Below are 26,001 nucleotides of genomic sequence, written 5' to 3'. Positions count from 1 at the left end.
GGCGCGGAGAACCGCGCGAGGGACCGCGACGCACCCGCACAGGCCGACGAAGCAGAACGGGCCCCGCGTGTTGCCGGCCGGCACACGGGGGCCCGTGACACTCACGGGATCACGACGACCGGCCGCCGCGCCCGCTTGGCCAGCCGGCCGGCGACGGAGCCGAAGAGCCGCCCCACGAGCCCGTGGGTGGAACCCACGACAATCGCATCGGCGGAGTACTCCCGCCCCACCTCTTCGAGTTCGTGGCAGATGTCCCCACCCCGCTCGACCAGGATCCACGGCACCTCGGCCAGATAGTCCGCACAGGCGAGCTCGAGCCCGAGCACCTCCGTGCGGTGGTCCGGGACATCCACGAAGACCGGGGGCTCACAGCCCGCCCAGACCGTCGTGGGCAGCCGGTTGGCGACATGGACGATGATCAGGCCCGAGCCGAAGCGCCGCGCCATGCCGATGGCGTACGCGAGGGCCCGTTCGCTGGAGGTGGAGCCGTCGAAACCGACGACCACCCCGTGCCGGAACGCGGGGTCGCAGGGATGGCGTGAGTCCTCCGCCGCCAGGGGTTCGGCCGCCGTGGGATCGGCGACCGGCCGCTTGCGGTCCGCGGGTTCGAAGAATTCGTGACCGGCCATGGCTGTCTCGGGGTTGTGATCCTTCTATGGGGGACGACAGTGTGCGGCGGAGCTGTGTCCGGGAATGGTCTTCCCAACCCCATACCCCCAAGGGTACGGCGGCACGCCTCCTTAGCCCAGACCCGCGCATACCGGCAGGCGGGTTCCCCGGAGCATGCACGAGGGTCCGCCCGTCACGCAATGGTTGCTGCGCCGTACAGCTGGTTTGCACGGGGTTCACTCAGCCGGGGATCAGGGCCTTCCGGGTCGTCCGCTGCGGACCGCGGTGACCCACCGGCCGACCGTGCGGTGAACCCGGTGAGCCACAGCCCAGGGAGCACCCCACGCCGGGATCCGGTCCCGCCCCCGGGCGGGACCGTACCACCGCGCCCGGACGGGACCCGGCGGACGACGTGGTCCACCGGGCGGCGTTCAGCTGTCTGCTGGTGCCGGTGGTCCCGCTGTGGTGCGGCTCCTCGCTCGCGAGGGCGACCGGTGTGGCGTTCGGCCTCGCGGCCGTCACGGACGCCTGCCGCCTGCCGACGCGCCGCTCCCAGCGGGTCGCCGCACGGCCGGCGCCCGAGGAGCCGGAGCCCCGGCGGGTCGGGCGCCGGAGGGCCGGGGCCAGGGTGCGAGAGGGCCGGTCGCACCCTGGCGGGGACACACCGGTCGACTGACCGGTTTCCGCGCCCGCGACCGTATCTTTTCAGCCAACTTCCGGCTGGTGTGCATCTCCTGTCGTTCCCACCCCCCAACCACCGTTCGACCTGCACGGAAAGGGTCCCGCAAGCCCCGTGCACCCTATGGGGATTGGCCACTGCGACGAGGCGCACTTCCCTGCACGTCCCGCGAGTGCGACCCTTCGTGATCGAATGCTTCACGCCAAGTTGCCAAGTCGACAATGTGCCGGGTGACCAACTGGCCACCCGGACGCAACTGGACGCAGTAGATTCGATCTTGACTGTCGTACGGCGGGGGACTCGTGCAGGACCGAGGGGAAACGTGTTGGAGCGACAGACCCGAAGGGATCAGGGAGCCGCGACCACCGAGGGGGGCTTAGCAGTATGAGCCACGACTCCACTGCCGCGCCGGAAAACGCGGTCCGGAAACTCTCCGGGCGACGCCGCAAGGAGATCGTCGCGGTGCTGCTGTTCAGCGGCGGCCCCATCTTCGAGAGTTCCATACCGCTGTCGGTGTTCGGGATCGACCGCCAGGACGCCGGCGTACCGCGCTACCGCCTGTTGGTGTGCGGAGGCGAGGACGGCCCGCTGCGGACCACGGGGGGACTGGAACTCTCCGCGCCACATGGCCTGGAGGCGATATCCCGGGCGGGCACCGTCGTGGTGCCGGCCTGGCGTTCCATCACCTCGCCGCCACCCGAGGATTCGCTCGACGCACTGCGCCGGGCCCATGAGGAGGGCGCCCGCATCGTCGGGCTGTGCACCGGCGCCTTCGTCCTCGCGGCGGCGGGACTGCTGGACAGCCGGCCCGCGACCACACACTGGATGTACGCGCCGACGCTGGCGAAGCGCTATCCGTCGGTGCACGTCGACCCACGGGAGCTCTTCGTGGACGACGGCGACGTACTGACCTCGGCGGGCACCGCGGCCGGCATCGACCTGTGCCTGCACATCGTGCGCACGGACCACGGCAACGAGGCGGCCGGCGCGCTCGCCCGCCGTCTGGTGGTGCCGCCGCGCCGCAGTGGCGGTCAGGAGCGCTACCTCGACCGGTCTTTACCGGAGGAGATCGGCGCCGACCCGCTCGCGGAGGTCGTCGCCTGGGCGCTGGAGCACCTCCACGAGCAGTTCGACGTGGAGACGCTCGCGGCACGCGCGTACATGAGCCGTCGTACGTTCGACCGCCGCTTCCGCTCGCTGACCGGCAGCGCTCCGCTGCAGTGGCTGATCACCCAGCGGGTGCTCCAGGCGCAGCGGCTGCTGGAGACGTCGGACTACTCGGTGGACGAGGTGGCCGGCCGCTGCGGATTCCGCTCGCCGGTCGCCCTGCGCGGCCACTTCCGGCGCCAGCTGGGTTCGTCCCCGGCCGCCTACCGGGCCGCGTACCGCGCGCGGCGGCCCCAGACCGACCGGAACCAGAACAGCGAGGGCAGCCCCCACACCCAGGGGACCGTCCCGTCCGGGCAGCCGGGCCACACCGGGCACCAGCTGCCGTCCACCCTGCACCCGGACAGCCCGCTGCCGCACCAGTCCCGCCGCACCGCGGCGGCCAGCGCCCTGGGCCCGTCCCTGACGGCCTCGGCGCCCGGCGTTCCGGGGCAGCGCGGCGCGCCGTGAGATGACGGCAACGACCGACGGGCCGGAGGCACCAGTTTCCGGCCCGTTCGCCGTGTTCCTCCGCGTTTCCGGCCCGTCCGGCACCCCAGGGCTGTGACGTTCACACCGGCACCGTTGGTACGACCAGCGGGGTCGGCACGGCGAACCGGGCCTTAAGGTTAGACACATGAACGATCGCATGGTGTGGATCGACTGCGAGATGACCGGCCTCTCGCTGTCGGACGACGCACTCATCGAAGTGGCCGCCCTCGTCACCGACTCCGAGCTGAACGTGCTCGGCGAAGGCGTGGACATCGTCATCCGCCCGCCGGAGCGGGCCCTGGAGACGATGCCGGAGGTGGTGCGGGAGATGCACACCGCGTCCGGACTGCTCACCGAGCTGCCGGGCGGCACGACGCTCGAGGACGCCGAGCGACGGGTCCTGGACTACGTGAGGGAACACGTCAAGGAGCCCGGCAGGGCGCCCCTGTGCGGCAACTCCGTCGGCACCGACCGCGGCTTCCTGCTGCGGGACATGCCGACCCTGGAGGACTACCTGCACTACCGCATCGTGGACGTGTCCAGCATCAAGGAACTGGCCCGTCGCTGGTACCCGAGGGCGTACTTCAACAGCCCCGAGAAGAACGGCAACCACCGCGCCCTCGCCGACATCCGGGAGTCCATCGCGGAACTGCGTTACTACCGCGAGGCCGTCTTCGTCCCGCAGCCGGGACCCGACTCCGAGACCGCGAAGAAGATCGCCGCCAAGCACGTACTGCCTGCTCAGTAGGATGCCGAGGGGTCCTGGGAGGCCCTCGCGGAAAGCCGTGCGCGAGCACCCCTTCGGACCCTGTACACTTTTTCTCGGCCGGTCGGGGAAGTCACTGACCTCAACCGACAAGGCCATGGTGGGTGTAGCTCAGCTGGTAGAGCACCTGGTTGTGGTCCAGGATGTCGCGGGTTCAAGTCCCGTCACTCACCCTCACCAGTCAGCCGGTGACCTCGCGTCGAGGTCACCGGCTGAACGCGTATCCGGGCCGTGGGTGGCGCACAGGACCGTGCGCGGGGCGCCCGTCCGTGAGCGGGGCGCGGAACCAGGCCCGCGCGCGGCGTCATGACGAGGCGCGGGCCACCAGTTCCGTGGCCAGCACCATCTGGTGGCGCTCCAGGCCCCGGGAGGCGAACGGGCGGCGGTCGGCGACCTCGGCGAGGAGCAGGTCGATCATCGCGCGGCCCATGTCGTCGATCGGCTGCCGCACGCTGGTCAGCGGCGGGTCCATGTGGCGGGCGATGGCGGAGTCGTCGTAGCCGACCAGCGCCACGTCGTCGGGGATGCGGCGGCCCGCCTCGCGCAGGGCCTGACGGGCACCGGCCGCGGTGACGTCCGAGGCGGCGAAGACGGCGTCCAGGTCGGGGCGGCGCTCCAGCAGGGCCGCCATCGCGCGCCGGCCGCCGTCCTCGGAGAAGTCACCCGGTTCGATCAGCAGGTCGTCCGCCTCGTGGCCCGCCTCGAGCAGGGCCTCGCGGTAACCGTCGATGCGCCGCTGGGCACCGTACACGTCGAGGCGGCCGGTGATGTGGGCTATGGTGCGCCGGCCCCGGCCGATGAGGTGCTCGACGGCCTGACGGGCGCCACCGTAGTTGTCGGAGTCCACCGACGTCAGCGTCTCCGCGGCCGAGCGCGGGCCGCTGATCACCGCGGGGATCTCCAGCTGGGACAGCATGTCGGGCAGCGGGTCGTCGGCGTGCACCGAGACCAGCAGCACACCGTCCACACGGTGCGCGGCCAGGTACTCGGCGAGCCGCTGCCGCTTCCGATCGCTGCCCGCGAAGATCAGCAGCAGTTGCATCTCGGTGTCGGACAGCGCCGCGCCGACACCCCGGAGCATGTCGGAAAAGTACGGCTCGGCGAAGAACCGGGTCTCCGGCTCGGGCACGACCAGGGCGATGGCGTCCGTGCGGTTGGCGGCCAGTGCCCGGGCGGCCGTGTTCGGGACGTAACCGAGCTCGGCGACCGCCGCTTCCACGACGGCGCGCGTGGCGTCGCTCACCCGGGGAGAGCCGTTGATCACCCGGGACACCGTGCCCCGGCCCACCCCGGCACGCGCGGCCACCTCTTCGAGGGTGGGCCGGCCGCCGCTTCGGCCCCGCGCTCCGTGGCTTGCCATCGGCTCCGCCTTCCTTCGTATGTCACGCTGGCCAGGAATGTAACAGCCCCGGTGGTGGCGGTGACCGCCGCCGGAAGGCCGGCGTGCGGACTGCGAGGTTCCGAAGGGCGGTCTCCGGCGGCAAGTTAACAGGCAGATAACTGAACACACTTTGCCTCGTCTGTTCCCTTGACACCCCCGCCCGGACCCGCGACTCTTCAACACATCACCTGTGGGAGCGCTCCCACAGTACCTGGTACATACACAACCCGCACGTTCCCCGCCCGAGCCGCAACGCGCAGCATACGGTCCAACAACGCCGTTGGCCGGGGGGTCGGCACGTCAGGGCAACAGGAGGACGCAATGCGAGCACGTACCCTCCCCTTCTCCCGTCAGCGGTCGGGCGGGGGGAAGCCCATCGCCCGCAAGGCACTGGCCATCGCGGCCGTGGTGTCGCTGGGCACCGGGCTGCTGGCCGGCTGTGCCGACGACGGCGGAGACGACTCCGATTCCTCGTCGGGCGGCGAGGGCAAGACCACGATCACCCTGGGTCTCTTCGGCACCATGGGCTTCAAGGAAGCCGGACTCTACGACGAGTACGAGAAGCTCAACCCCGACATCAACATCGAAGAGAACGTCGTCGAGCGGAACGAGAACTACTACCCCGCTCTGCTGAACCACCTGACCACCAACAGTGGTCTGATGGACGTCCAGGCGGTCGAGGTCGGCAACATCGCCGAGGTCGTCACCACCCAGGCGGACAAGTTCGCGGACATGTCCAAGGCCGAGGGCGTGAAGAAGGAGAACTGGGTCGACTGGAAGTGGGAGCAGGCCACCGCCAAGGGCGGCGAGACGATCGCGCTCGGCACCGACATCGGCCCGATGGCCATCTGCTACCGCAAGGACCTCTTCGAGAAGGCCGGTCTGCCCACCGACCGCGAGGAGGTCGGCAAGCTGTGGGCCGGCGACTGGAACAAGTTCATCGAGACCGGTGAGAAGTACAAGAAGAAGGCCGCCAAGGGCACCGTCTTCATGGACTCCCCCGGCGGTCTGATCAACGCCGTCCTCTCCAGCGAGGAGGAGAAGTTCTACGACGCCTCCGGCGAGGTCATCTACAAGACCAACCCCGCCGTCAAGGCCGCCTTCGACCTGACCGCCGAGGCCGCCGAGAAGGGCCTGGTCCAGTCGCAGACCCAGTTCCAGCCGGCCTGGGACACGACCATCGCCAACAGCAAGTTCGCCACCATGGCCTGCCCGCCGTGGATGCTCGGCTACATCAAGGGCAAGTCGAAGGAGGACGCCGCGGGCAAGTGGGACGTGGCCGTGGCTCCCAAGTCCGGCAACTGGGGCGGCTCCTTCCTCGGCGTGCCGAAGAGCGGCAAGAACGTCGAGGAGGCGCAGAAGCTGGTGACCTGGCTGACCGCGCCCGAGCAGCAGGCGAAGCTGTTCAAGGTGCAGGGCAGCTTCCCGAGCGCCCCGGCCGCGTACAGCAGCCCCGAGGTGACCGGCGCGAAGAACGACATGACCGGTGACGCGCCGATCGGCACGATCTTCTCCGAGGCCGCCCAGCAGATCCCGACCCAGATCATCGGCGCGAAGGACCAGATCATCCAGCAGGGTCTGACGGACAACGGCGTCATCCTGGTGACGAAGGGCAAGTCCGCCAAGGAGGCCTGGGAGACGGCCACCAAGACCATCGACAACAACCTGGACAAGTGACCCGAATGGCCACCCGCTCCGACACCGCCGCGTCCCCCGTCAAGGGGGGCGCGGCCCCGGGCCGTCGGCCCGGCGGCTCCCCGACGGACAAGGAAGGCAGGCGCCGGGCGAAACTGTCCCGCCGCTGGCAGCGCGACGCGCGCTGGAGCCCGTACACGTTCGTCGCGCCGTTCTTCCTGCTGTTCGCCGCCTTCGGCCTGTTCCCGCTGATCTACACCGGCTGGGCCTCGCTGCACCAGGTGGAGCTGACCGCCCCGACCGACATGAACTGGGTCGGGCTGAAGAACTACACCCGGATCTTCGACGACGACTTCTTCTGGAACGCGGCGCAGAACACCCTGACCATCGGCCTCATCTCGACGGTCCCGCAGCTGATGATGGCGATGGGCATCGCCCACATCCTCAACTACAAGCTGCGCGCCTCGACCTTCTACCGGGTCGCGATGCTCGCCCCGTACGCCACCTCGATCGCCGCCGCCACCCTGGTGTTCGTGCTGCTCTACGGGCGTGACTACGGCATGATCAACTGGGCGCTGGACTTCGTCGGGATCGACCCGATCGGCTGGCAGGACGACAAGTGGCCCGGCCAGTTCGCCGTCTCGAGCATCGTCATCTGGCGCTGGACGGGCTACAACGCGCTCATCTACCTGGCCGCGATGCAGGCGATCCCGCAGGACCTGTACGAGTCGGCGGCGCTGGACGGCGCCAGCCGCTGGAAGCAGTTCCTCCACGTGACGCTGCCCTCGCTGCGCCCGACGATCCTGTTCACCGTGGTCGTCTCGACGATCGGTGCCAGCCAGCTCTTCGGCGAGCCGCTGCTGTTCGACCCCAACAAGGGGGCGTCCGGCGGCGCGGAGCACCAGTTCCAGACGCTCGGCCTGTACCTGTACGAGCAGGGCTGGGTGAACCAGCACCTGGGCCGTGCCTCGGCGATCGCCTGGACGATGTTCGCGATCCTGATCGTCATCGGCATCATCAACCACGTCATCTCGCGCCGGCTGCGCGCCAGCAGTTAAGGAGTTGTGGCCGTGACGACGACTGTGACGCCCCCCGAAACCACCCCCGCCAAGAAGCCGAAGCGCTCGCGTCTGCCGAAGTCCGCGCGGGCGGGTGGCACGCTGCACGGCGGTCCGATCGCGTACGTGATCCTGATCGTGTTCACGCTCGTGTCGCTGTTCCCGCTGTTCTGGACCGCGGTCGCCGCGTCCCGGGACAACCAGCGCCTGGCGGAGACACCGCCACCGTTCTGGTTCGGCTCCAACCTGTTCAAGAACCTGGAGATCGCCTGGACCGACGCCAACCTCGGTGAGGCGTTCCTCAACACCACGATCGTGGCCGGCATCTCGGCCGTGACCATCGTCGTGCTGTCGACGGTCGCCGGGTTCGCCTTCGCCAAGCTGCGCTTCAAGGGCCGCAACGCGCTGATGCTGATCGTCATCGGCACGATGATGATCCCGCCGCAGCTCAGCATCATCCCGCTCTACATGATGGTCGCCAAGCTCGACTGGACCGACCAGTTGCAGGCGGTCATCTTCCCGTCGCTGGTGAGCGCGTTCGGCGTGTTCTTCATGCGGCAGTACCTGCTCCAGGCGCTGCCCGACGAGGTGATCGAGGCGGCCCGGGTGGACGGTGCGGGCAGCTGGCGCGTGGTGTGGCACGTGGTGTTCCCGGCCGCGCGGCCGGCGATGGCCGTGCTCGGCATGCTGATGTTCGTGCAGGCCTGGAACGACTTCCTGTGGCCGTTCCTGGTACTGACCCAGACCGGTAATCCGACCGTGCAGGTCGCGGTCGCGGGCCTGGGCCGCGGTTACACCCCGGACCAGTCCCTGATCATGGCGGGTGCGCTGCTGGGCACGCTGCCGCTGCTGCTGGTCTTCGCGATCTTCGGCAAGCAGATCGTGGGCGGCATCATGCAGGGAGCCGTCAAGGGCTGACGCCCGCTCGTCCCCGTACGTGTCCCGGGGGCCGGGTCACCGCCGCCTCGGCCCCTTCCTCCTCCCCTGCTCTTTTCGTATTCGTCGGTCTTCCACGACCTCCTATGGGAGCGCTTCCATGTCTGACTCCGCAACGCCGGCGACCCCGGTGACCTTTCCTCCCGCCTTCCTCTGGGGCGCCGCGACCTCCGCGTACCAGATCGAGGGAGCGGTGCGTGAGGACGGGCGTACCCCTTCCATCTGGGACACCTTCAGCCACACACCGGGCAAGACCGCCGGCGGCGAAACCGGTGACATCGCTGTCGACCACTACCACCGCTACCGCGACGACGTGGCGATGATGGCGGACCTGAACCTGAGCGCCTACCGCTTCTCCGTCTCCTGGTCGCGGGTGCAGCCGACCGGCCGCGGCCCGGCCGTGCAGCGCGGTCTGGACTTCTACCGCAACCTGGTCGACGAGCTGCTGGCCAAGGGCATCAAGCCGGCCATCACCCTCTACCACTGGGACCTGCCGCAGGAGCTGGAGGACGCGGGCGGCTGGCCGGAGCGTGACACCGCGTACCGCTTCGCGGAGTACGCGCAGATCGTGGGCGAGGCGCTCGGCGACCGCGTGGAGCAGTGGATCACCCTCAACGAGCCGTGGTGCAGCGCCTTCCTGGGCTACGCCTCCGGCGTGCACGCGCCCGGCCGTACCGACCCGGCGGCCGCGCTGAGGGCCGCCCACCATCTGAACCTGGCGCACGGACTGGGCACCAAGGCGCTGCGCTCGGTGATGCCGGCCCGCAACCAGGTCGCACTCAGCCTCAACTCCTCCGCGGTGCGGCCCCTTTCGCCGAGCGACCCCGCGGACCGGGCGGCGGCGCGCAAGATCGACGACCTGTCCAGCGGCATCTTCCACGGCCCGATCCTGCACGGCGCCTACCCGGAGACCCTGCTGGAGGCGACCTCGTCGCTCACCGACTGGTCCTGCATCGAGGACGGCGACCTGGACCTGATCCACCAGCCACTGGACGCCCTCGGCCTCAACTACTACACGCCCACCCTGGTCTCGGCGGCGGACCCGGACGCCAAGGGCCCGCGGGCCGACGGGCACGGGGCGAGCACGCACTCGCCGTGGCCCGCCGCGGACGACGTCGCCTTCCACCAGTCGCCGGGCGAGCAGACCGAGATGGGCTGGTCCGTCGACCCGACCGGCCTGCACGAGCTGATCATGCGCTACACCCGTGAGGCGCCCGGACTGCCGCTGTACATCACCGAGAACGGCGCGGCCTACGACGACAAGCCGGACGCCGACGGCAGGGTGCACGACCCGGAGCGCGTCACCTATCTGCACGGGCACCTGTCGGCGGTGCGCCGGGCCATCGCCGACGGCGCGGACGTACGCGGCTACTACCTGTGGTCCCTGCTGGACAACTTCGAGTGGGCGTACGGCTACGACAAGCGCTTCGGCGCGGTGTACGTCGACTACGTCACCCAGCAGCGCACCCCGAAGTCCAGCGCCCTGTGGTACGCGCGGGCGGCGAAGGCGGGAGCACTTCCGGAGCCGGAGGGCATCTGACCAACTCCGGGTCCGGGGGACGGGGGAGCGAGATGCGGGGGGCGGGGCGCGGTGCCCTGGGGGAGCGCCGCGCCCCGTTCGCGTGTCCGGCTGCCACCGGACGCGCGGGTGCCCCGGCCGGGTGGGGGGTGGACCGGCCGGGGCACGCGCGTCCCCGTTATTCGTGAGGTCTCGTCATGCGTGAGGTCTTCTCCTGCGCGAGGTCTCGTCGCGGTGCCGGTGCTCGGCATTCAGTTGTGGGCCGCGAACGCCTTCGAGAAGGCGAACTTGTCCTGGAGGATCGAGCTGCAGGTGGCGTCGGCGGACGGCTTGGTGCCGCCGGGGCACTGCTGGTCACGGGTGCCGGACCACATCGACAGCCAGCCCAGGCCCTTGGACTCGGCGAACTTCACCAGCTGGGTGGCGTCGTCGACCGTGAAGATCTCGGTGACGACGTCGTTGACGCCGATCATGGGGGTGACGGCGACGGTCTTCCAGGCCTCGCCGTCGCTGAGCCCGAGCACGCCCTTGATCTGGGCCTGGGTGGCGGTGGCGGCCTGCTCGGCGTAGGTGCCCATGTCGTCGCTGTACGCGGGTCCGTAGTCCATCGCCATGATGTTGACGGCGTCGATCCGTACGCCGTTCTTCTTGGCGTCCGCGAGCAGGCTGACGCCGTCCTGGGTGAGGCCTTCCGGCATGACCGGGAGGGTGAAGGAGACGTCCAGGTCCGGGTTGGCCTTCTGCAGCTTGGCGATGGCCTGGGCGCGGCGGGTGTTGGCCGCCGCGTTGGGCAGGGCGCCGCCCTCGACGTCGAAGTCGACCTTGGTGAGGTTGTAGGTGTCGACGACCTTGGTGTAGGCGGCGGCGAGCGCCTCCACGGAGGTGCAGGTGGTGCCCAGTTCGGAGCCGGCCGCGCCGCCGAAGGAGACGCGGACGTCGCCGCCCTTGGCGCGCAGCGCGCCGATCTGCCCGGCGACCGCGTTGCTGCCGAGGTCGCTGACACCGCCCCACTTGGGGGTGCAGCCGCCGCCGTCGGTGACGAAGGCGAGGTTGTAGTTCTTCACGCCGGTCGCCTCGGCGCTCGCGAGCAGGTCGAAGGCGGGGAAGAGGGACGTGTCGACGTACGGCGCGAAGCCCGCGTCGGTGCCATTGCCGGTGCCGGTGCTCTCGGTGGGCTCGGCGGTCGGCTCCTCGGTCGGCGTCGGCTGCTCGGTGGGGGTCGGCTGCTCGGTGGGGGTGGGGGCGTCGGTGGGACGGCCGCTGGGCTCGGGCACGGGGGAGCTGTCCGTACCGCACTGGGCGCCGTCGACCAGGCAGCCGGTCGGGTCGCCGGTGCCCTTGGCGACGAAGCCGACGGTGACGGACTCGCCGGCGGCCAGACCGTCGGTGTCCCACGTGGCGGACCGTACGGTGACGTGCCGGCCGCTCACACTGGACTCGGCGTTCCACAGCGAGCCGAGTTGCGTGCCGGCGGGCAGATCGAACTCCAGCTGCCAGTCCTGGTTCCGCTCGCCGCTGTTGTTGGTCACCACGTACTGGGCGGTGTAGCCCGTCGACCACTCGCTGGTCCTGGTGTACGCCGCGCCGGCACCGGCCGCCTGGGCGGTGCTGGTGAACAGGAACGCACCGCCGCCGGCCACGACCGCGGCGACCACCGCGCCGATCGCCTTGTTCCTGCCGCTGACCCTGCGCCGGTGCGTGCTCATCGCGTGCCTGCCTTCGTTGCCGTTCGTGGGGGTGCGGCAGCACGCTAGCGATCCGGAATCGGACAAAGTTCCTGTTCCGGAAGGCGGTCGCTGGTCTTAGGGTGCGCTTAAGGAAGGGATCGGGACCGGTTAAAGGAGAGGGCCGGCCGGCCCGGTCTGCGCCGGCGCACGGTTCCCCGGTGCCCGCGTCTTCGGGGTGCCCGCTCGCGTGCGTCGAGCTGGATCCAGATGCGCACCTCGGTCCCGCCGAGCACCGACGAGCCGATCCGTACGTCCCCGCCGGTGGCCTCGGCGAGCCGGCGCACGATGTCCAGACCGAGCCCGGTCGAGCCGTCGCTGCCTGACCCCCGGCCGCGGGCCATCGCACCCTCGGGGTCGGGTATGCCGGGGCCCGCGTCGGAGACGAGCACGATCACCGCGTCCTCGCCGTTGTGCACGTCGACCGCGAACGCGGTGCCCTCGGCGGTGTGCCGGAAGACATTCCCGAGCAGCGCGTCGAGGGCGGCGGCCAGATCGGCCCGGGCCACGGGTATGCGCACCGGCCGGTCGGCGCCGGCCATCCGCCACTTGCGGCCCTCGTCCTCGGCGAGCGCCGACCAGAACGCCATCCGCTCGCGGACCACTTCGGCCGCGTCGCACCCGGCGCCGGGACCCGCGGCGGCCGTCTGCGGTTTGGCGTCGCGGGCGGTGCGGATGATGGTGTCCACCTCGCGCTCCAGCTGCTCGACCGCCGCCCGGGTCTGCTCGGCGGCCGGTCCGTCGCCGAGGGAGGCGGCGTTGAGCCGCAGCACGGTCAGCGGTGTACGCAGGCGGTGGGACAGGTCGGCGGCCAGCTCCCGCTCGTTGGCGAGGAGTTGGACGACCTGGTCGGCCATGGAGTTGAACGCCACCGCCGCCAGCCGCAGTTCGGTCGGCCCCTTCTCGGGCACCCGGGCGCCCAGCTTCCCCTCCCCCAGTTCGTGCGCCCCCTCGACCAGCCGCTGCGCCGGCCGCACCATCCGCACGCCCAGCCGGTCGGCGACCGCGACCGAGCCGACGATCAGCGCGACGCCGACCCCGGCGAGCACCGCCCAGGCCGTGCCGACGCCGTTGGTGACCTCGGACTCGGGGACGAACACCTCGACCACGGCGATCTCGCCGGAGCTGAGCGCGACCGGCTGGAGCAGCGCCGAACCGCCGGACACGGTGGAGGTGGAGGCGCGGCCCAGCTCCCGCACCGCCGCGATGTCCTCGGGGGCGGCCCGCCGTCGCCCCATCTCGATGGCCTCGCTCCCGTCCCCGGCCGGGAGGTGCACGGCCATGTCGGTGTCGGAGCCGGTGGACGCGACGACCCGTTCGAGCTGGTCGCGGTCGGTGGTGATGGACAGCGCGGGAGCGACGGCGGCCGCCTCCCGCTCGGCGTTGGAGAACGCGCGGTCGCGGGCCATCTCCCGGATGACCAGACCCAGCGGCACCGCGAAGGCGACCACGACCATCGCGGTCACCGCCAGCGACACCTTCACCAGGGCCCACCTCATCGCGGCGGCTCCGCTCCGGGTGTGTGCGGCGCCTGCGCGGCGGGCGGCTCCAGCTTCACGCCGACGCCCCGCAGGGTGTGCAGATAGCGGGGCCGGGCGGCGGTCTCCCCCAGTTTCCGGCGCAGCCAGGACAGATGGACATCGATGGTCTGGTCGTCACCGTAGGACTGCTGCCACACCTCGGCGAGCAGTTCCTTGCGGGCGACGACCACACCGGGCCGGCCGGCGAGGAAGGCGAGCAAGTCGAACTCGCGGCGGGTCAGGTCGAGTCGGGCACCGTCCAGTTCGGCCTGGCGGCGCAGCGGGTCGACGGTCAGCCCGCCGACCCGGATCACGGGCGAGGGCGCCGCCTCACCGCCGCCGGAGCGGGCACGGCGCAGGACGGCCGCCATCCGGGCCGAAAGGTGTTCCACCGAGAAGGGCTTGGTCAGGTAGTCGTCCGCGCCGGCGTTCAACAGCCGTACGACCTCCGTCTCGTCGTCCCGGGCGGTCGCGACGATCACCGGGACGTCGGTGATGCCGCGCAGCATCTTCAGGGCCTCGGAGCCGTCGAGATCGGGCAGTCCGAGGTCCAGGACGACCACGTCGAAGCGGAAATGGGCGACCTCGCGCAGCGCCTCCAGCGCCGTGCCCACACTGCGCACGGTGTGCGAGGCGTCGGTCAGCTGCCGGATCAGCGCCGAGCGTACGAACGGGTCGTCCTCGACCACGAGAACACTTGCCATGGGCGGCACCGTACGCCATGCCGGGCGAGGCCCGTCGGGGCCTGTGGACAACTCCGGATACCTCCGCGGGCGCGACACCCGCGGGGCTCGTGGGGCAGTATGGGCCGACGATGCGCAGAGGACTCGTACACGTGTTGGCCTGGCTGCTCGCCACGGGCGCGGCGGTCACGCTGTCGTGGTGGGGTGTCAGCACCGTGATGGAGGGCACCGCCTACGACCCTCCCCGCGCCCTGCCCATCGCGGCGGCCGAGGAGCAGTCGCAGGCGCTGTCGTCGTCGACGCGGCGGCCGTCCTCCGCGCCCTCGAAGGACGCCGCGGAATCGCGGAAGCCGTCGGACGAACCCGACCAGGCGACCCGGAAGCCGGATCCGAAGCCGTCCCGCAGCAGCCCGCCCGCGACGTCTCCCGCCGCGCCCCCTCCGGCCGCCTCCGGTGAGGTCAAGGGCTATGACACCAAGGGCGGCCGGGCGGTCTTCGACCTCGGTGACACCTCCGCGTCGCTGGTGTCGGCGACCCCGGGGGCCGGCTGGTCGATGCAGGTGTGGAAGACGGAGTCGTGGATCCGGGTGGAGTTCACCTCGGGCGCGGACCGGGTGTCGGTGTTCTGCACCTGGCACGACGGTCCGCCGCGGGTGGAGATCGGTACGTACTGAGCCGCGGTCACGCGGTCACGCGGTCACGCGGTCATGCCGTCACGCGGTCACGCCGTCACACGGTCACGCCGTCACGCCGTCACACGGTCACGCCGTCACACGGTCACGCCGTCACGCCGTCACGCCGTCACGCCGTCACGCCGTCACGCGGTCACGCGGTCACGCGGTCACGCCGTCACGCCGTCACGCGGTCACCGCGACGGTCAGCGGAAGACGGATGCGGGCGGCGCCGGTGACGCGACCGCCGCGCTGTCCGTGACGGGGGTGGCTCCGCCGGTGAAGTCGTGGAGGTCCCGGCCGTGCAGGATCCGGCCGGGGTGCGGGTCGGAGGCGGCCCGGCGGGTCAGTTCGGCGACCGGCAGGGGCGCGTCGGAGGCAACCAGGACGGCGTTCCCGAAGCGTTTGCCGCGCAGGACCGCGGGGTCGGCGATCAGCGCGAGTTCGGCGAACCGGGCGGCGGCGGTGGCGATCTGGCCGCGCAGATGCGCGAGCGGCGGCCCGTCGGCGAGGTTGGCGGCGTAGAGGCCGCCGGGGGCGAGGGCCCTGCGGACGTCGTCGAGGAACTCGGTGGAGGTCAGATGGGCCGGGGTGCGCGTCCCGCTGAAGACGTCGGCGACAACGAGTCCGGCCCAGCCGTCCGGCACCTTGGCGAGGCCGTCCCGGGCGTCCGCCGTACGCACCCGGATCCGGGCCCTGGCGTCCAACGGGATCTCACGCCGGACCAGTTGCACCAGCGCCGCGTCGCGCTCGACGACCTGCTGGGTGGAGCGGGGGCGGGTGGCCGCGACGTACCGGGCGAGGGTGAACGCGCCACCGCCGAGGTGCACGGCGCGCAGGGGCCTGCCGGGCGGGGCGACGAGGTCGACGACATGGCCGAACCGGCGCTGGTACTCGAAGGAGAGGTACGACGGGTCGTCCAGGTCGACGTGCGACTGCGGGGCGCCGTCGATCAGCAGGGTCCAGGCCCGCGACCGCTCCCGGTCGGGGACGATCTGGGCGAGTCCACCGTCGACGTTCTCGGTGACGGCCTCCGCACCGCCACCCTGCCCGCGTCCACCGCTCCTGGCCCGTCCCATACGGTCATTGTCCCAGGTGCCGTTGGCCAACCGCCGACCACCGACCACCGACCACCGACCTGCCCAGGATGCGGGTCAGGACCGCCTCTCAAGGCCGACGCGGGGCGCGAAGGGCTCACCCCGGGTGCCCCGTGCCGAAGCATCCGGCACCCGTCGGGGCCATCCGGGGCCCACACGGAGCTCACGAGCAGCCGTCGGCTGCCTCGATCATGCGCTGCGCCTCGCCCAGTGCCTCCCGCAGCACGGCGGGGTCCGTCGCCAGATCGGCCTCACCGGGCGGTAGCAGCCACTCCGAACCCTCCACCGGGGGCTCAGGGGTCAGCCGTAGTCCGCGGCCGTCGGTCTCCGTGCAGGTACTGCCGGGTACGTCCCAGGCGGCGGCCGTCCCCGGCGGCACGAGGAAGCCGAGTGTGGCACCGCCGCCGTCGTGCAGCACCGGGCCCACCGCCTCGACGGCTCCGCGCCGCAGAATGTCGACCGCCTCCAGACCCTGCCGGGCCGGCACCGTGACCACGTCACAGTCCGCATTCTCCGTACGCGGCGGATCTAATGGATCGTCGCTCCGGCTGGTCATCATCATCCCGGCCTCCACCACACGAATCCCTGCTTGGACGAGCGGGTCGGGAGTCGGGTGGGCTCCCGGTCCACAGAGCCCAACGAGCCGCGCCGTCAAGGGCTACGGAGGAAGACTGCCGCAAAGGATGGCAGTTCATGGCAGATCACGGATGACATATCCGTTTTGTGGCCAAACTTCGCGTGGTGACTCCGTCACAGCAGGTACGTTCATGCCCGCCGGAGACAGGGCAGCACACGGACAACTCGCCTGATTCCGGCTGGTTCGACGGTTCGCAGAGAGGACCCGGCCATGGCGTCGTCAACGGTGCCCTCGTCCACGCCCGATCGGCCACCGCGGCCGAACCTGGTCTTCCGGCACCTGCGCGGAGCGCGCTCGCCGGCCGAGTTCGCCGCGGCGGTACGGCGTGCCGCCCGCGAGATCGGTGAGCGGGTCAGCTGTGACGCGCGGTATGTGCACAGGGTGGAGTCGGGCGAGATCCGCTGCCCCAACTACGCCTATGAACGGGTGTTCCTGCACATGTTTCCCGGCCGCACGCTGACCGACCTGGGCTTCGCGCCCCGCTCGTCGGTCCGCGGACGGCGGGCACGGGCCGCCGGGGACACCCGGACGGCTCGCACCGAAGGACCGGCGAACGCCACGAGTGAGAACAGCGGGGCGTCCGAGCCGTATGAGACACAAGACCGGTACGACACGTACAACGCGCACGACCACGAGGAGAGCGACGTGCTGCGTCGCGCATTCATGACCAGCGGGGGCACCACGGTGGCCGCCGCCTCGCTGAGCCCTTACGGGTTCGTCTCCGACGCCTCGGCGGCGCAGCGCGCCGTGCGCCGCGCGGGGGCGAGCGACGCGGGCGCCCTGGAGGAGGCCGTCCGCCGGATCCGGCTGCTGGACGACCGGCACGGAGCGGACGGGCTCTACCGCCGCGCGGCGGCCCCGCTGCGTGCCGCGTACGCGCTGCTGGACGCCGGGGTGACCCGGCAGCGGACGGCGGACCGGCTCTACTCGGGCGCCGGTGAACTGGCCATCTCGGTGGGCTGGCTGGCACACGACTCGGGCCGTTTCGACGACGCCCGCTCGCACTACGCGGAGGCGCTGGCGACCTCGCGGGTGACCGGGGATCCGGGGCTGGAGGCGCACGCCTTCTGCAACACGGCGTTCCTCGCGCGGGACGCGGGCCGGCCCCGGGAGGCGGTGCGGGCGGCCCAGGCCGCGCAGCGGGCGGCACGACCGCTGGGTTCACCCCGGCTGATGTCGCTGCTGGCGCTGCGCGAGGCGGGCGGCTGGGCGGGGCTCGCCGATCGCACGGGGTGCGAGCAGGCGCTGGTCCGCGCGGGGGCGTACTTCGAGCGCGGGCCCTCGGATGCGGACCCCGAGTGGATGAGCTTCTACGGCGAGGCGGAGCTGGAGGGCCTGGAGGCGCAGTGCTGGTCGACGCTGGGCGACTGGCGCCGCGCGGCGCGGCACGCGCGCCGCGCGGCCGAACTCCAGGACCCGCACTTCACCCGCAACATCGCGTTGTACACGGCTGAGCTGGCGGACGACCTCGCCCGCGGCGGCCGCCCGGACGAGGCGGCGGCGGCGGGCATGCAGGTGCTTGACCTGCTGAACGACGTCCAGTCCTCCCGGGTCCGCTCGATGCTGGCAGGCACCTCCCGAGTCCTCCTCCCGCACCGCCGCGCCTCAGCCGTCTCAGCCTTCCTGGACCGCCACGCCTCGCTGCCGCGCGCGGTCTGACACGACCGCGGGCAACCGTGCCGCCCCACCGCCGACAAACCGCCCCGCCCCACCACGGGCAAACCACGCCGCCCCACCGCGGGCAAACCACGCCGCCCCACCGCGGGCAATCGTGCCTCCCCCAGTGCCTCAAAGGCCTGGGAGGTACCCCCAGGGCGGCACGGGTGGGCGGTGCGGGGACCTCCCGCTCGAGCGCAGCCGAGAGTGGGGGAGGCACCCCGTCATCGCCGGGCTGCGCAACACCCCCGCCCAGCCACAACCCCGGGCACCCCGTGAGCGGCGCCACACACCGGGGCCCGCGGTCAGCCCACCAGGTGCCCCTGCTCGTTCCAGGACTCGATCGCCGGCTCGCCGTACGCCCACCCCAGCACCGACAGCGACGTCGGGTTCAGCCGCACCCGCGCCGCGAAGTCCAGCGGCAGCCCCAGCCACCGTGCCCCGATCGACCGCAGAATGTGCCCGTGGGCAAACAGCAGAACATCCCGGTCGGCCGACCGCGCCCAGCCCACCACCTCGTCCGCACGGGCCGTGACCTCCGCCAGGCTCTCCCCGCCGGGGACACCGTCCCGCCAGATCAGCCACCCCGGCCGGGACGCCTGTATCTCCTCCGGCGTCATCCCCTCGTACGCCCCGTAGTCCCACTCCATGAGCGTGTCCCAGCTCACCGCACGCTTCCCGAACCCGGCCAGCTCACACGTCTCACGCGCCCGGACCAGCGGACTGGTCCGCACCTCCACACCCGCCAGCCCGTCGAACGGCGCCCGGTGCAGCCGCTCCCCCAGCAGCTGGGCGCCCCGCCGGCCCTCCTCGAGGAGCGGTACATCGGTCCTGCCGGTGTGCTTGCCGGACAGCGACCACTGGGTCTGTCCGTGCCGGGCCAGCAGGATGCGCGGTGCCATGGGAGACCTTCCTGACATTCACAAGTTCGCAGGTGAAGCCTCTCCATCATCGCGCACCCTGGTCATGGGCAACCCGACGGGAGATCTTTGCGTCTATGAGGGCCGAGGGCGTCTCACGGGGGACGCGCAGGACACCGTAGAGTGACTGGCCGCCGAACGAGCGGCGCGCGAGGACGAAGGGGGAGCGGTCGGATGCCGCACACCGAGACACCGGGCACCGAACCGGTCCCGGCGACCCGGCTGCGCTGGTGGACGGAGCTGCCGCTCATCCTCCTGGTGTACGCCTGCTACTCGGCGGGGCGGCTGGTCGTGCGGGGTGACGTCGCCGACGCCGTGGACCACGGTCTGGCGATCCTGCGCGTCGAGAAGGTGCTGTTCCTCAACGCCGAGCACCCGCTGAACCGACTCTTCACCCGTGAGCCGTGGATCGGCATACCGGCGGACTTCTGGTACGCGTCGCTGCACTACCTGGTGACCCCGCTGGTCCTGATCTGGCTGTTCCGGTCCCACGCGGTGCGCTACCGCGCGGCCCGCACCTGGCTGATGGCGTCGACGTTCATCGGCCTGATCGGCTTCACCCTGCTGCCCACCTGCCCGCCCCGCCTGCTCGGCGCGAGCCACGGCTTCGTCGACACGATGGCCCACTACAGCGCATACGGCTGGTGGGGCGACGAGGCGAGCGCCCCGCGCGGGCTCGGCGGAATGACCAACCAGTACGCGGCGATGCCGAGCCTGCACGTGGGCTGGGCACTGTGGTGCGGTGTGGTCCTCTGGAAATACGGCCGCACCCGCCTGACGAGGACAGCCGCCATCGTCTACCCGCTGGTGACCACGATCGTCGTGATGGGCACCGCGAACCACTACTTCCTCGACGCGGCGGCGGGCGCCGCCGTCATGGGCGCCGGACTCCTGCTCGCCCCCGTCGTGATGCGGTACGCCGACCTGGCGAAGGCCCGCTTCCTGCCTCGTACCCCAACCGTCCCGATCGCCTCGTCCGCCACCCGTTCCCCGATTGTCAGTGCCGGATGCCAGACTTCCGCGGGTGAGCGAATTCCACGGCAGCGGCAGCCCGAGTCGCGGTACGGATCAGACGCCGGACCGGGTGCCTCCCCCTCGGACGCGGACGAAGACGCTCCGGCACCGGCTCGCTGAGCTGCGCGGCCCGGAGGTCCCGGCCAAGGCGCTGGACGCGCGCGCCCTGGCCGCCCTCGCCTCCAACCCGGGCTGCAGACGGCGTGCGATCCTCGACGGCGCCGGGGTGGACAAGGGGGCGCTGGCGAGCGCCCTGGGCTCCCCGTCGGTCTTCGGCCAGTCCCAGTTCGCGTTCGTCCGGGGCAACGCGTTCGAAGCGAAGGTCAAGGCGGACGGCGGTACGGAGCTGCTGCGCCTCGCCCACGAGAAACTGGACCGCGCGGCCGAACCGCCCACCGACGCGCGCGTGCCCGACCTGACCGCACAGGGCCCCCAGGGCCGCACGGCCCGTACGGAACTGGCCCTCCTCGAGGCCACCGAGGCACCCGGCACCTGGACCCTGCTCGACCACCCCATGCTCACGCTCGACGTCGCGGGCTCCCTCGCGTTCCTGGAGCCGGACGCGGTGGTGGTGCACCCGGACGGCAGCTGGACGGTCGTGGAGATCAAGTCCTTCCCCATGCTGGACGGCGCCGCGGACCCGTCGAAGGTCGGCGCGGCGGCCCGTCAGGCGGCGGTGTACGTGCTGGCCCTGGAACAGGTCGCCGCCCGCCTGGACCCCGCCCCGCGCGTACGGCACCGGATCCTGCTGGTCTGCCCCAAGGACTTCTCCAACCTCCCCACCGCCTCCGCCGTGGACGTACGCAAGCAGCGCGCGGTGACCGCCCGCCAGCTGGACCGGCTCACCCGTATCGAGGAGATCGCCGACACCCTCCCCGAGGGCACCTGCTTCTCCCCGGAACTGCCCACGGAGCAGCTGACCCGGTCCGTGGAGTCGGTCCCGGCGACCTACGCCCCGGAGTGCCTCTCCGCGTGCGAGCTGGCCTTCCACTGCCGTGACCGCTCCCGCGCGGACGGCGCGGTGACCTCGCTCGGCCGTCCGGTCCGGGCGGAGCTGGGCGGCCTGACGAGGGTCGAGGACGTACTGGCGGCGGCCCGCGGTGAGGCCGGCGACCCCGACGACCCGGCCGTGGCGGCACTCCGCAGGGCGGCCGCCCTGCGCGCGGAGGCACTCCGCCCCACCGCCGCCCCGGAGGTGGCCCCTTGTCCCTGATCACCACCCTCGCCCGCCTCGAGGCCGTCAGCACCGGCCGCGCCCAGCCCACCGCCACCGTCCGGCACCGGCACGTCTCCGAGCGCCCCCTGGTGTTCGTCCCACTGATCACCGCCGGTGAGGCGGGCGCCCCGCTCGGCGCCCTGGTGGGCACGGACCGCGACGCACCCCGCCTCCTTGCTGTCCCCCAGCCCCGTGACCGTGACCTGCGCTTCACGTTCCTCGCCGAGCTGGCCGACGTCGTGCTGCCCTACGTCGACGGTTTCGCCGACGCGGTGGAGCCCGCCGAGCGCTCCGAGACCGACCCGGAGACCGGCAAGCGCGTCAAGGTCGAGGTCGAGCTGTGCGCGGACGCACCCCAGCTGATCGTGCCGAGCCGGGCGGGCATCGACCTCGTACGCCTGCTCGGCCGCTCGATGCGTTTCCGGCGCACGGCGGAACAGGACCCGGAGACCCCGTTCCCGGCGCCGCCCCGCGTACCCCTGCTCGGCCGCTGGCTGACGCACTTCGGGGAGCGCGCCCGCGTCCCCGGCTCCTCCCTCCTCCTGGCCATGACGGACGTCCTGGGCCGGCACTGGGCGACGGGCCAGTCCACGCTGGAGGACCAGCATCTGGGCGCACTGCTCGCGTGGATCGCCCCACCCGAGGGCCGCTCGGGCGCGGAGGCCGCGCAGGAGGCCGAACTGGCCCGGGACGCCGCCGGACAGCTCCTCCACCCGCCCGCCGGCCCGGCGACCGACCCGGCCTTCGACAACAAACTCCTCGCCCCCGCGATCGAACGCTACGACCGCGCCCGTACGGCGCTGGCGGCGGCGGAGGACGGCCTGGAGGCCGACGACCGCCTGGCCACCCTGACCAGAGCGGAACAAGAAATCCGCGCGCTGGTGGAAAGCCGCACCCTGCCCACCTGGAACGCGGTGTGGCAAGGCCTCGACCTCCTCCGGCAGCTCCCGGAGGGCACCCGCGTCGAGGAACGCTGGACCCGTGACCGCTGGTCCTTCACCGGCCACCGCGACCGTGTCCTGTCCGGCGAGCCGCCCCAGCCCCGCCGCGACGACGCGGTGACCGCCGCGAACAAGCTGGCCACGCGCGAGCGCGAACAGTCCCGCCTGGAAGCCCAGGAAGCCCTCGACGACCCACTGGTGATGGCGTCCCGACGCCTGTCCGGAGAAGCCTTCGCCGGCGAGGTGGTGGACGTGGTGATGACGTACAGCGAGAGCAAGCGCCCGAGCCCTCGCCCCCTCCTCACCCTCCGCACGGACGACACCCCGCACCTCGGCGAGCGCGTGAAGGCCTACCGCTCCCTGAACGGAAAGCCACAGACCACGGAATTCGTGGGCTACGAGGACGGCCCCGAACCCGGCCTCCTGATCCTCCGCGTCCTGGACAAGATGGGCCGGGGCAAGGAACCGGAGGAGGGATCGGTCCCGGAGAAGGGCGACCACCTCTGCTTCACCCTCTTCGAACACGAACCGCGCGGCGGAGCGAAGCTCCCCGACCCGGAGGAGACCCCGTGGACCCACGGCGGCCCGCCCGGCGAGGAGCCCGTACCCGAGCCCGCCGACAAGGTGACCGAGGAGGACATCCTGTGACCGCCCCCGTCTCCCCCCTCGCGTTCGACCCGGGCACGGCAGCCACCCGCGCCACCGACGCGATCCTCCACGACACCCTGCACGGCACCGCCCGCGGCGTGGTCGTCGACTCCCCGCCCGGCGCCGGCAAGTCCACGCTCGTGGTGCGCGCGGCACTGGAACTGGCCGAGGCGGGCCGCCCGTTGATGGTGGTGGCCCAGACCAACGCCCAGGTCGACGACCTGGTGCTCCGCCTGGCCGAGAAGAACCCCGACCTCCCGGTGGGCCGCCTGCACAGCAGCGACACCGACCCCTACGACAAGGCCCTCGACGCCCTTGACCACGTCCGCAAGTCGGCAAAGGCCGCCGATCTCGCCGGACTGCCCGTCGTCATCTCCACGGCCGCGAAGTGGGCACACGTCAAGGGCGTGGAACCCTGGCAGCACGCGATCGTCGACGAGGCCTACCAAATGCGCTCGGACGCCCTTCTCGCCGTGGCCGGCCTCTTCGACCGAGCCCTGTTCGTGGGCGACCCGGGCCAGTTGGACCCCTTCTCCATCGTCGGCGCCGAACAGTGGGCAGGTCTGTCCTACGACCCCTCAGGCTCGGCCGTAACCACCCTCCTGGCCCACAACCCCGCCCTCCCCCAACACCGCCTCCCGGTCTCCTGGCGCCTCCCCGCCTCCGCGGCCCCTCTGGTCTCGGACGCCTTCTACCCGTACACCCCGTTCCGCAGCGGCACGGACCACGACGACCGCGCCCTCTCCTTCGGCGTCCCCTCCGACGGCTCGGCTCCCGACCAGGTGATCGACGAGGCAGCGCAATCCGGCTGGGGCCTCCTCCAACTCCCCGCCCGCCACACCCCCCGCACGGACCCGGAGGCGATCCGCGCGGTGGCCCTGACCGTCCGCCGCCTCCTGGACCGCGAGGGAGCCTCCTTCTCCGAGCGCTCCCCCTCCCCCACCCCCCTCACCGCGGACCGCATCGCCGTAGGCACCGCCCACCGCGACCAGGCGGCAGCGATCCGCGCGGCGCTCACGGAACTCGGCGTACCAGACGTCACCGTGGACACGGCCAACCGCCTCCAGGGCCGCGAGTACGACGTCACCGTCATCCTCCACCCCCTCTCCGGCCGCCCCGACGCCACCGCCTTCCACCTGGAAACCGGCCGCCTCTGCGTCCTGACCTCCCGCCATCGCCACGCCTGCATCGTCGTCTGCCGCGAGGGAGTGACCGACCTCCTGGACGACTACCCGTCCACGGAACCGGTCCAGCTGGGAACCCTGGTCAAATTCCCGGACGGCTGGGAAGCCAACCACGCGGTCCTGGCACACCTGACGAAACACCGGGTGACCTGGCGCGCCTGACCCTAAAACCCGCAACGTCAGTTGTCAGCACTCCATACTCGGCCATGTCAGCCTTTTGATCTGAAACGGTTCAGGTTCTGGGTCGTTGGTGGGGTGTGAGTGATTTGATGGAGACGCGCGACATCTATCGCCGTCGGTGTAGGAGACCCTGCGACTCCGGGCAGTGGTCGCGTTGATGAGGGGCCGGGACGACGTGGCGGCGGTGTTCGGGGGGTGTCGTTGAAGGCCGTCGCCAAGTGGCAGGCCGACGGCCGGGAGTCGCTGGCCATGCAACCGCGGGGCAGGCCGGTCAGGGAGCACCAGTTTTCCAAGACCAGCCGTTGCACACCAGGAGCTTGCGCACGCCCTGGATGGTGTAGGTGAAGTGGAAGCGCCTGCCGATCCCCGTCTTTACGCGGCTCAGGGGTCCAACGCTGGTCCTCCCAGCCATGCGCGGCCGGCCCATTGGCCAGCTCCGCCTCGAGCTGGGCGAACTGCTTTCCGCTCAGCTTCGGCAGCGACGCTGGACCCTGTGACCACAGAGCCCGCGGACCGCCCTCGTCCCACATCCGCCGCCATCGCTGCACCGAGCGGACGCTGACCCGCAAGTCCCTGGCGATCACCGAGCTCGCGACACCCTGAGCGAACCTCTCGGCTGTCTTGAGCCGTAACTCCTCGCGAAACTGCTGCCGTTCGACGGTCAGCCCACCCCCTTATGGATACCGCATGCCCCGGTGATACCGCAGGGATGACGAGGTGACAGCCCGTACGACTCCGCGAGTTCAACCTCAGCAATAGACCCGATCAGAATGCGCGCGGTGAATCCAGGCTCAGACGCTGCCGTTCAGTTAGCCATGCAGGCGCATTGACATCACCCGGAAAATTTCCATCTTTATCTGGCCAGCATAGCTGCAGGGCCTCGAAATTCTGGCATCTGTAGAACTGGAGCGCTTGCGCGAGAATATCGGGTAGCAAATCCACTGGCACGGCCCTGAAGCGCACAGAGAACGCCTCAAGGATAGCGTCAGAAACATCCCCGTCGCTAAACATTGCCCCGCTCTCGAGTTCAGAATAGACGGAACTCAGCACGCCTTCGGACGTTCCTTCAGGAAGTCCCGCAACCACCAGCTCCGAATGACCGAAGGTAGCCTTGAGGCCGATGGTGTACGCAAAGGGTGGCTCTCCTCCATCCGGATCAAACACCCAAATCCAGCTCCAACCCTGGACCGAGATGTCCTCACGAATCTTCACTTGGATGGAATCGTCACTCATACTTGAATAGTCACCCATTCGATCTTCCCATCAATTATTCGACTTGGCCCTGTTGCATATTCCACACAGAAGTTGTCCATTGGAAGGATCTCCAGATCCTCCACGCGACTTGGGTATGATGTGATCGACCTGCCATTCTTCCTCGGGAGGAGTCACCCCTCTCTGGGATTTCGCTGGAGGAGTTACCTCCTTACCGCATATTTCGCATGTAGGCACCCCATGCTTCTCCTTGTTGGCGTCAACAACTTTCCCTTTACCTGCCGGCGTAAATGGCTTCGACGGTCGACCACCGGGAGCACCCCCAACTACTCGGCAACCATCTGCGTTATGTACGAGAATTGCACTGTGTCCCGCAAGCACATACTGACTTTGAATGCGTGATGTCGTCATGGTGGTTGGCGCCGGAGGCCGGTGCCGGTGAGGCAGCCGTCGAGGACGTCGGGGCGGTACTGGAGC

At 70.9% G+C, this 26,001-nt stretch carries 22 protein-coding genes, 1 tRNA gene and 1 pseudogene; 13 read left to right on the top strand and 11 right to left on the bottom strand.

Features of this window, described 5'->3' with window-relative positions; genetic code table 11:
• Window positions 1-101 precede the first annotated feature (101 nt).
• Window positions 102-629 (bottom strand): universal stress protein, encoded by a 528-nt coding sequence (locus ACZ5C2_RS15725; protein WP_468790662.1) that lies wholly within the window; start codon window positions 627-629, stop codon window positions 102-104.
• Between the two features lie 1,043 nt (window positions 630-1,672).
• Between ACZ5C2_RS15725 and ACZ5C2_RS15720 the strand changes: the two genes are divergently transcribed.
• From ACZ5C2_RS15720 to ACZ5C2_RS15710, 3 genes are all read left to right on the top strand, one after another.
• The gene (locus tag ACZ5C2_RS15720) at window positions 1,673-2,905 is read left to right on the top strand and encodes a helix-turn-helix domain-containing protein (protein WP_468790660.1); all 1,233 of its coding nucleotides are present in this window, start codon (window positions 1,673-1,675) and stop codon (window positions 2,903-2,905) included.
• 166 nt (window positions 2,906-3,071) lie between these two features.
• The gene (orn, locus tag ACZ5C2_RS15715; RefSeq protein WP_468790658.1) at window positions 3,072-3,674 is read left to right on the top strand and encodes an oligoribonuclease; all 603 of its coding nucleotides are present in this window, start codon (window positions 3,072-3,074) and stop codon (window positions 3,672-3,674) included.
• Window positions 3,675-3,792: 118 nt separating this feature from the next.
• Window positions 3,793-3,865, top strand: a tRNA-His gene (locus ACZ5C2_RS15710).
• Between the two features lie 131 nt (window positions 3,866-3,996).
• Here the strand turns inward: ACZ5C2_RS15710 and ACZ5C2_RS15705 are convergent.
• Window positions 3,997-5,052: a LacI family DNA-binding transcriptional regulator gene (locus tag ACZ5C2_RS15705; RefSeq protein WP_468790656.1), complete on the bottom strand. Its 1,056-nt coding sequence runs from the start codon at window positions 5,050-5,052 to the stop codon at window positions 3,997-3,999.
• Window positions 5,053-5,394: 342 nt separating this feature from the next.
• Between ACZ5C2_RS15705 and ACZ5C2_RS15700 the strand changes: the two genes are divergently transcribed.
• The 4 genes from ACZ5C2_RS15700 to ACZ5C2_RS15685 all read left to right on the top strand — a co-directional run bounded on the left by ACZ5C2_RS15700 (window position 5,395) and on the right by ACZ5C2_RS15685 (window position 10,242).
• A complete protein-coding gene (locus ACZ5C2_RS15700) occupies window positions 5,395-6,750 on the top strand; it encodes an ABC transporter substrate-binding protein (protein ID WP_468790654.1) in 1,356 nt (451 codons plus the stop codon).
• 5 nt (window positions 6,751-6,755) lie between these two features.
• On the top strand, window positions 6,756-7,766 hold the full coding sequence (locus tag ACZ5C2_RS15695; RefSeq protein WP_468791031.1) for a carbohydrate ABC transporter permease: 1,011 nt from the start codon (window positions 6,756-6,758) through the stop codon (window positions 7,764-7,766).
• A 12-nt stretch (window positions 7,767-7,778) separates the two neighbouring features.
• A complete protein-coding gene (locus ACZ5C2_RS15690) occupies window positions 7,779-8,684 on the top strand; it encodes a carbohydrate ABC transporter permease (protein WP_468790652.1) in 906 nt (301 codons plus the stop codon).
• A 118-nt stretch (window positions 8,685-8,802) separates the two neighbouring features.
• The gene (locus ACZ5C2_RS15685) at window positions 8,803-10,242 is read left to right on the top strand and encodes a GH1 family beta-glucosidase (RefSeq protein ID WP_468790650.1); all 1,440 of its coding nucleotides are present in this window, start codon (window positions 8,803-8,805) and stop codon (window positions 10,240-10,242) included.
• 230 nt (window positions 10,243-10,472) lie between these two features.
• On the opposite strand, the gene ACZ5C2_RS15680 is transcribed toward ACZ5C2_RS15685, so the two are convergent.
• The 3 genes from ACZ5C2_RS15680 to ACZ5C2_RS15670 all read right to left on the bottom strand — a co-directional run bounded on the left by ACZ5C2_RS15680 (window position 10,473) and on the right by ACZ5C2_RS15670 (window position 14,169).
• The gene (locus ACZ5C2_RS15680; protein ID WP_468790648.1) at window positions 10,473-11,927 is read right to left on the bottom strand and encodes a glycoside hydrolase family 18 protein; all 1,455 of its coding nucleotides are present in this window, start codon (window positions 11,925-11,927) and stop codon (window positions 10,473-10,475) included.
• Window positions 11,928-12,034: 107 nt separating this feature from the next.
• A complete protein-coding gene (locus ACZ5C2_RS15675) occupies window positions 12,035-13,444 on the bottom strand; it encodes a sensor histidine kinase (protein ID WP_468790646.1) in 1,410 nt (469 codons plus the stop codon).
• A complete protein-coding gene (locus ACZ5C2_RS15670) occupies window positions 13,441-14,169 on the bottom strand; it encodes a response regulator transcription factor (protein ID WP_468790644.1) in 729 nt (242 codons plus the stop codon). The genes ACZ5C2_RS15675 and ACZ5C2_RS15670 overlap by 4 nt, the downstream gene beginning before the upstream one ends.
• 110 nt (window positions 14,170-14,279) lie before the next feature.
• Here ACZ5C2_RS15670 and ACZ5C2_RS15665 point away from each other — a divergent pair, with 110 nt between their 5' ends.
• Window positions 14,280-14,822: a hypothetical protein gene (locus ACZ5C2_RS15665; RefSeq protein WP_468790642.1), complete on the top strand. Its 543-nt coding sequence runs from the start codon at window positions 14,280-14,282 to the stop codon at window positions 14,820-14,822.
• 203 nt (window positions 14,823-15,025) lie between these two features.
• Here ACZ5C2_RS15665 and ACZ5C2_RS15660 read toward each other — a convergent pair whose 3' ends face one another.
• Together ACZ5C2_RS15660 and ACZ5C2_RS15655 are read right to left on the bottom strand one after the other, a co-directional pair.
• Window positions 15,026-15,898, bottom strand: coding sequence for a spermidine synthase (locus tag ACZ5C2_RS15660; protein WP_468790640.1), 873 nt, complete (start codon window positions 15,896-15,898; stop codon window positions 15,026-15,028).
• Window positions 15,899-16,079: 181 nt separating this feature from the next.
• On the bottom strand, window positions 16,080-16,475 hold the full coding sequence (locus ACZ5C2_RS15655; RefSeq protein ID WP_468791029.1) for a hypothetical protein: 396 nt from the start codon (window positions 16,473-16,475) through the stop codon (window positions 16,080-16,082).
• Window positions 16,476-16,763: 288 nt separating this feature from the next.
• On the opposite strand from ACZ5C2_RS15655, the gene ACZ5C2_RS15650 reads away from it, so the two are divergent.
• Window positions 16,764-18,212 carry a hypothetical protein gene (locus ACZ5C2_RS15650; protein WP_468790638.1) on the top strand — a complete coding sequence of 483 codons (1,449 nt, stop codon included), beginning with the start codon at window positions 16,764-16,766 and terminating at the stop codon, window positions 18,210-18,212.
• A gap of 302 nt (window positions 18,213-18,514) precedes the next feature.
• Here ACZ5C2_RS15650 and ACZ5C2_RS15645 read toward each other — a convergent pair whose 3' ends face one another.
• Window positions 18,515-19,111 (bottom strand): histidine phosphatase family protein, encoded by a 597-nt coding sequence (locus ACZ5C2_RS15645; protein ID WP_468790636.1) that lies wholly within the window; start codon window positions 19,109-19,111, stop codon window positions 18,515-18,517.
• A gap of 192 nt (window positions 19,112-19,303) precedes the next feature.
• Between ACZ5C2_RS15645 and ACZ5C2_RS15640 the strand changes: the two genes are divergently transcribed.
• From ACZ5C2_RS15640 to ACZ5C2_RS15625, 4 genes are read left to right on the top strand one after another with little or no spacing between them, the layout of a single operon-like run.
• A complete protein-coding gene (locus ACZ5C2_RS15640; protein ID WP_468790634.1) occupies window positions 19,304-20,263 on the top strand; it encodes a phosphatase PAP2 family protein in 960 nt (319 codons plus the stop codon).
• Complete coding sequence (locus ACZ5C2_RS15635; RefSeq protein WP_468790632.1) at window positions 20,214-21,356, top strand: hypothetical protein; 1,143 nt, start codon at window positions 20,214-20,216, stop codon at window positions 21,354-21,356. The genes ACZ5C2_RS15640 and ACZ5C2_RS15635 overlap by 50 nt, the downstream gene beginning before the upstream one ends.
• The gene (locus ACZ5C2_RS15630; RefSeq protein WP_468790631.1) at window positions 21,347-22,948 is read left to right on the top strand and encodes a hypothetical protein; all 1,602 of its coding nucleotides are present in this window, start codon (window positions 21,347-21,349) and stop codon (window positions 22,946-22,948) included. Before ACZ5C2_RS15635 ends, ACZ5C2_RS15630 begins: the two co-directional genes overlap by 10 nt.
• Window positions 22,945-24,294, top strand: a complete 1,350-nt coding sequence (locus ACZ5C2_RS15625) for an AAA domain-containing protein (RefSeq protein WP_468790629.1) — start codon at window positions 22,945-22,947, stop codon at window positions 24,292-24,294. The genes ACZ5C2_RS15630 and ACZ5C2_RS15625 overlap by 4 nt, the downstream gene beginning before the upstream one ends.
• Before the next feature lie 295 nt (window positions 24,295-24,589).
• Here the strand turns inward: ACZ5C2_RS15625 and ACZ5C2_RS15620 are convergent.
• From ACZ5C2_RS15620 to ACZ5C2_RS15610, 3 genes and pseudogenes are all read right to left on the bottom strand, one after another.
• Window positions 24,590-24,977, bottom strand: a pseudogene (locus ACZ5C2_RS15620) (helix-turn-helix domain-containing protein); the annotation flags it as partial.
• 100 nt (window positions 24,978-25,077) lie between these two features.
• Window positions 25,078-25,545, bottom strand: a complete 468-nt coding sequence (locus ACZ5C2_RS15615) for a DUF4262 domain-containing protein (RefSeq protein ID WP_468790627.1) — start codon at window positions 25,543-25,545, stop codon at window positions 25,078-25,080.
• 30 nt (window positions 25,546-25,575) lie between these two features.
• A complete protein-coding gene (locus ACZ5C2_RS15610) occupies window positions 25,576-25,935 on the bottom strand; it encodes an HNH endonuclease (protein ID WP_468790625.1) in 360 nt (119 codons plus the stop codon).
• Window positions 25,936-26,001: the final 66 nt, after the last annotated feature.

This window comes from Streptomyces sp. NPDC031365 (assembly GCF_055569765.1).
Note: the sequence above shows the minus strand (reverse complement) of the source record. Positions and strands in the feature narration are given on the sequence as shown.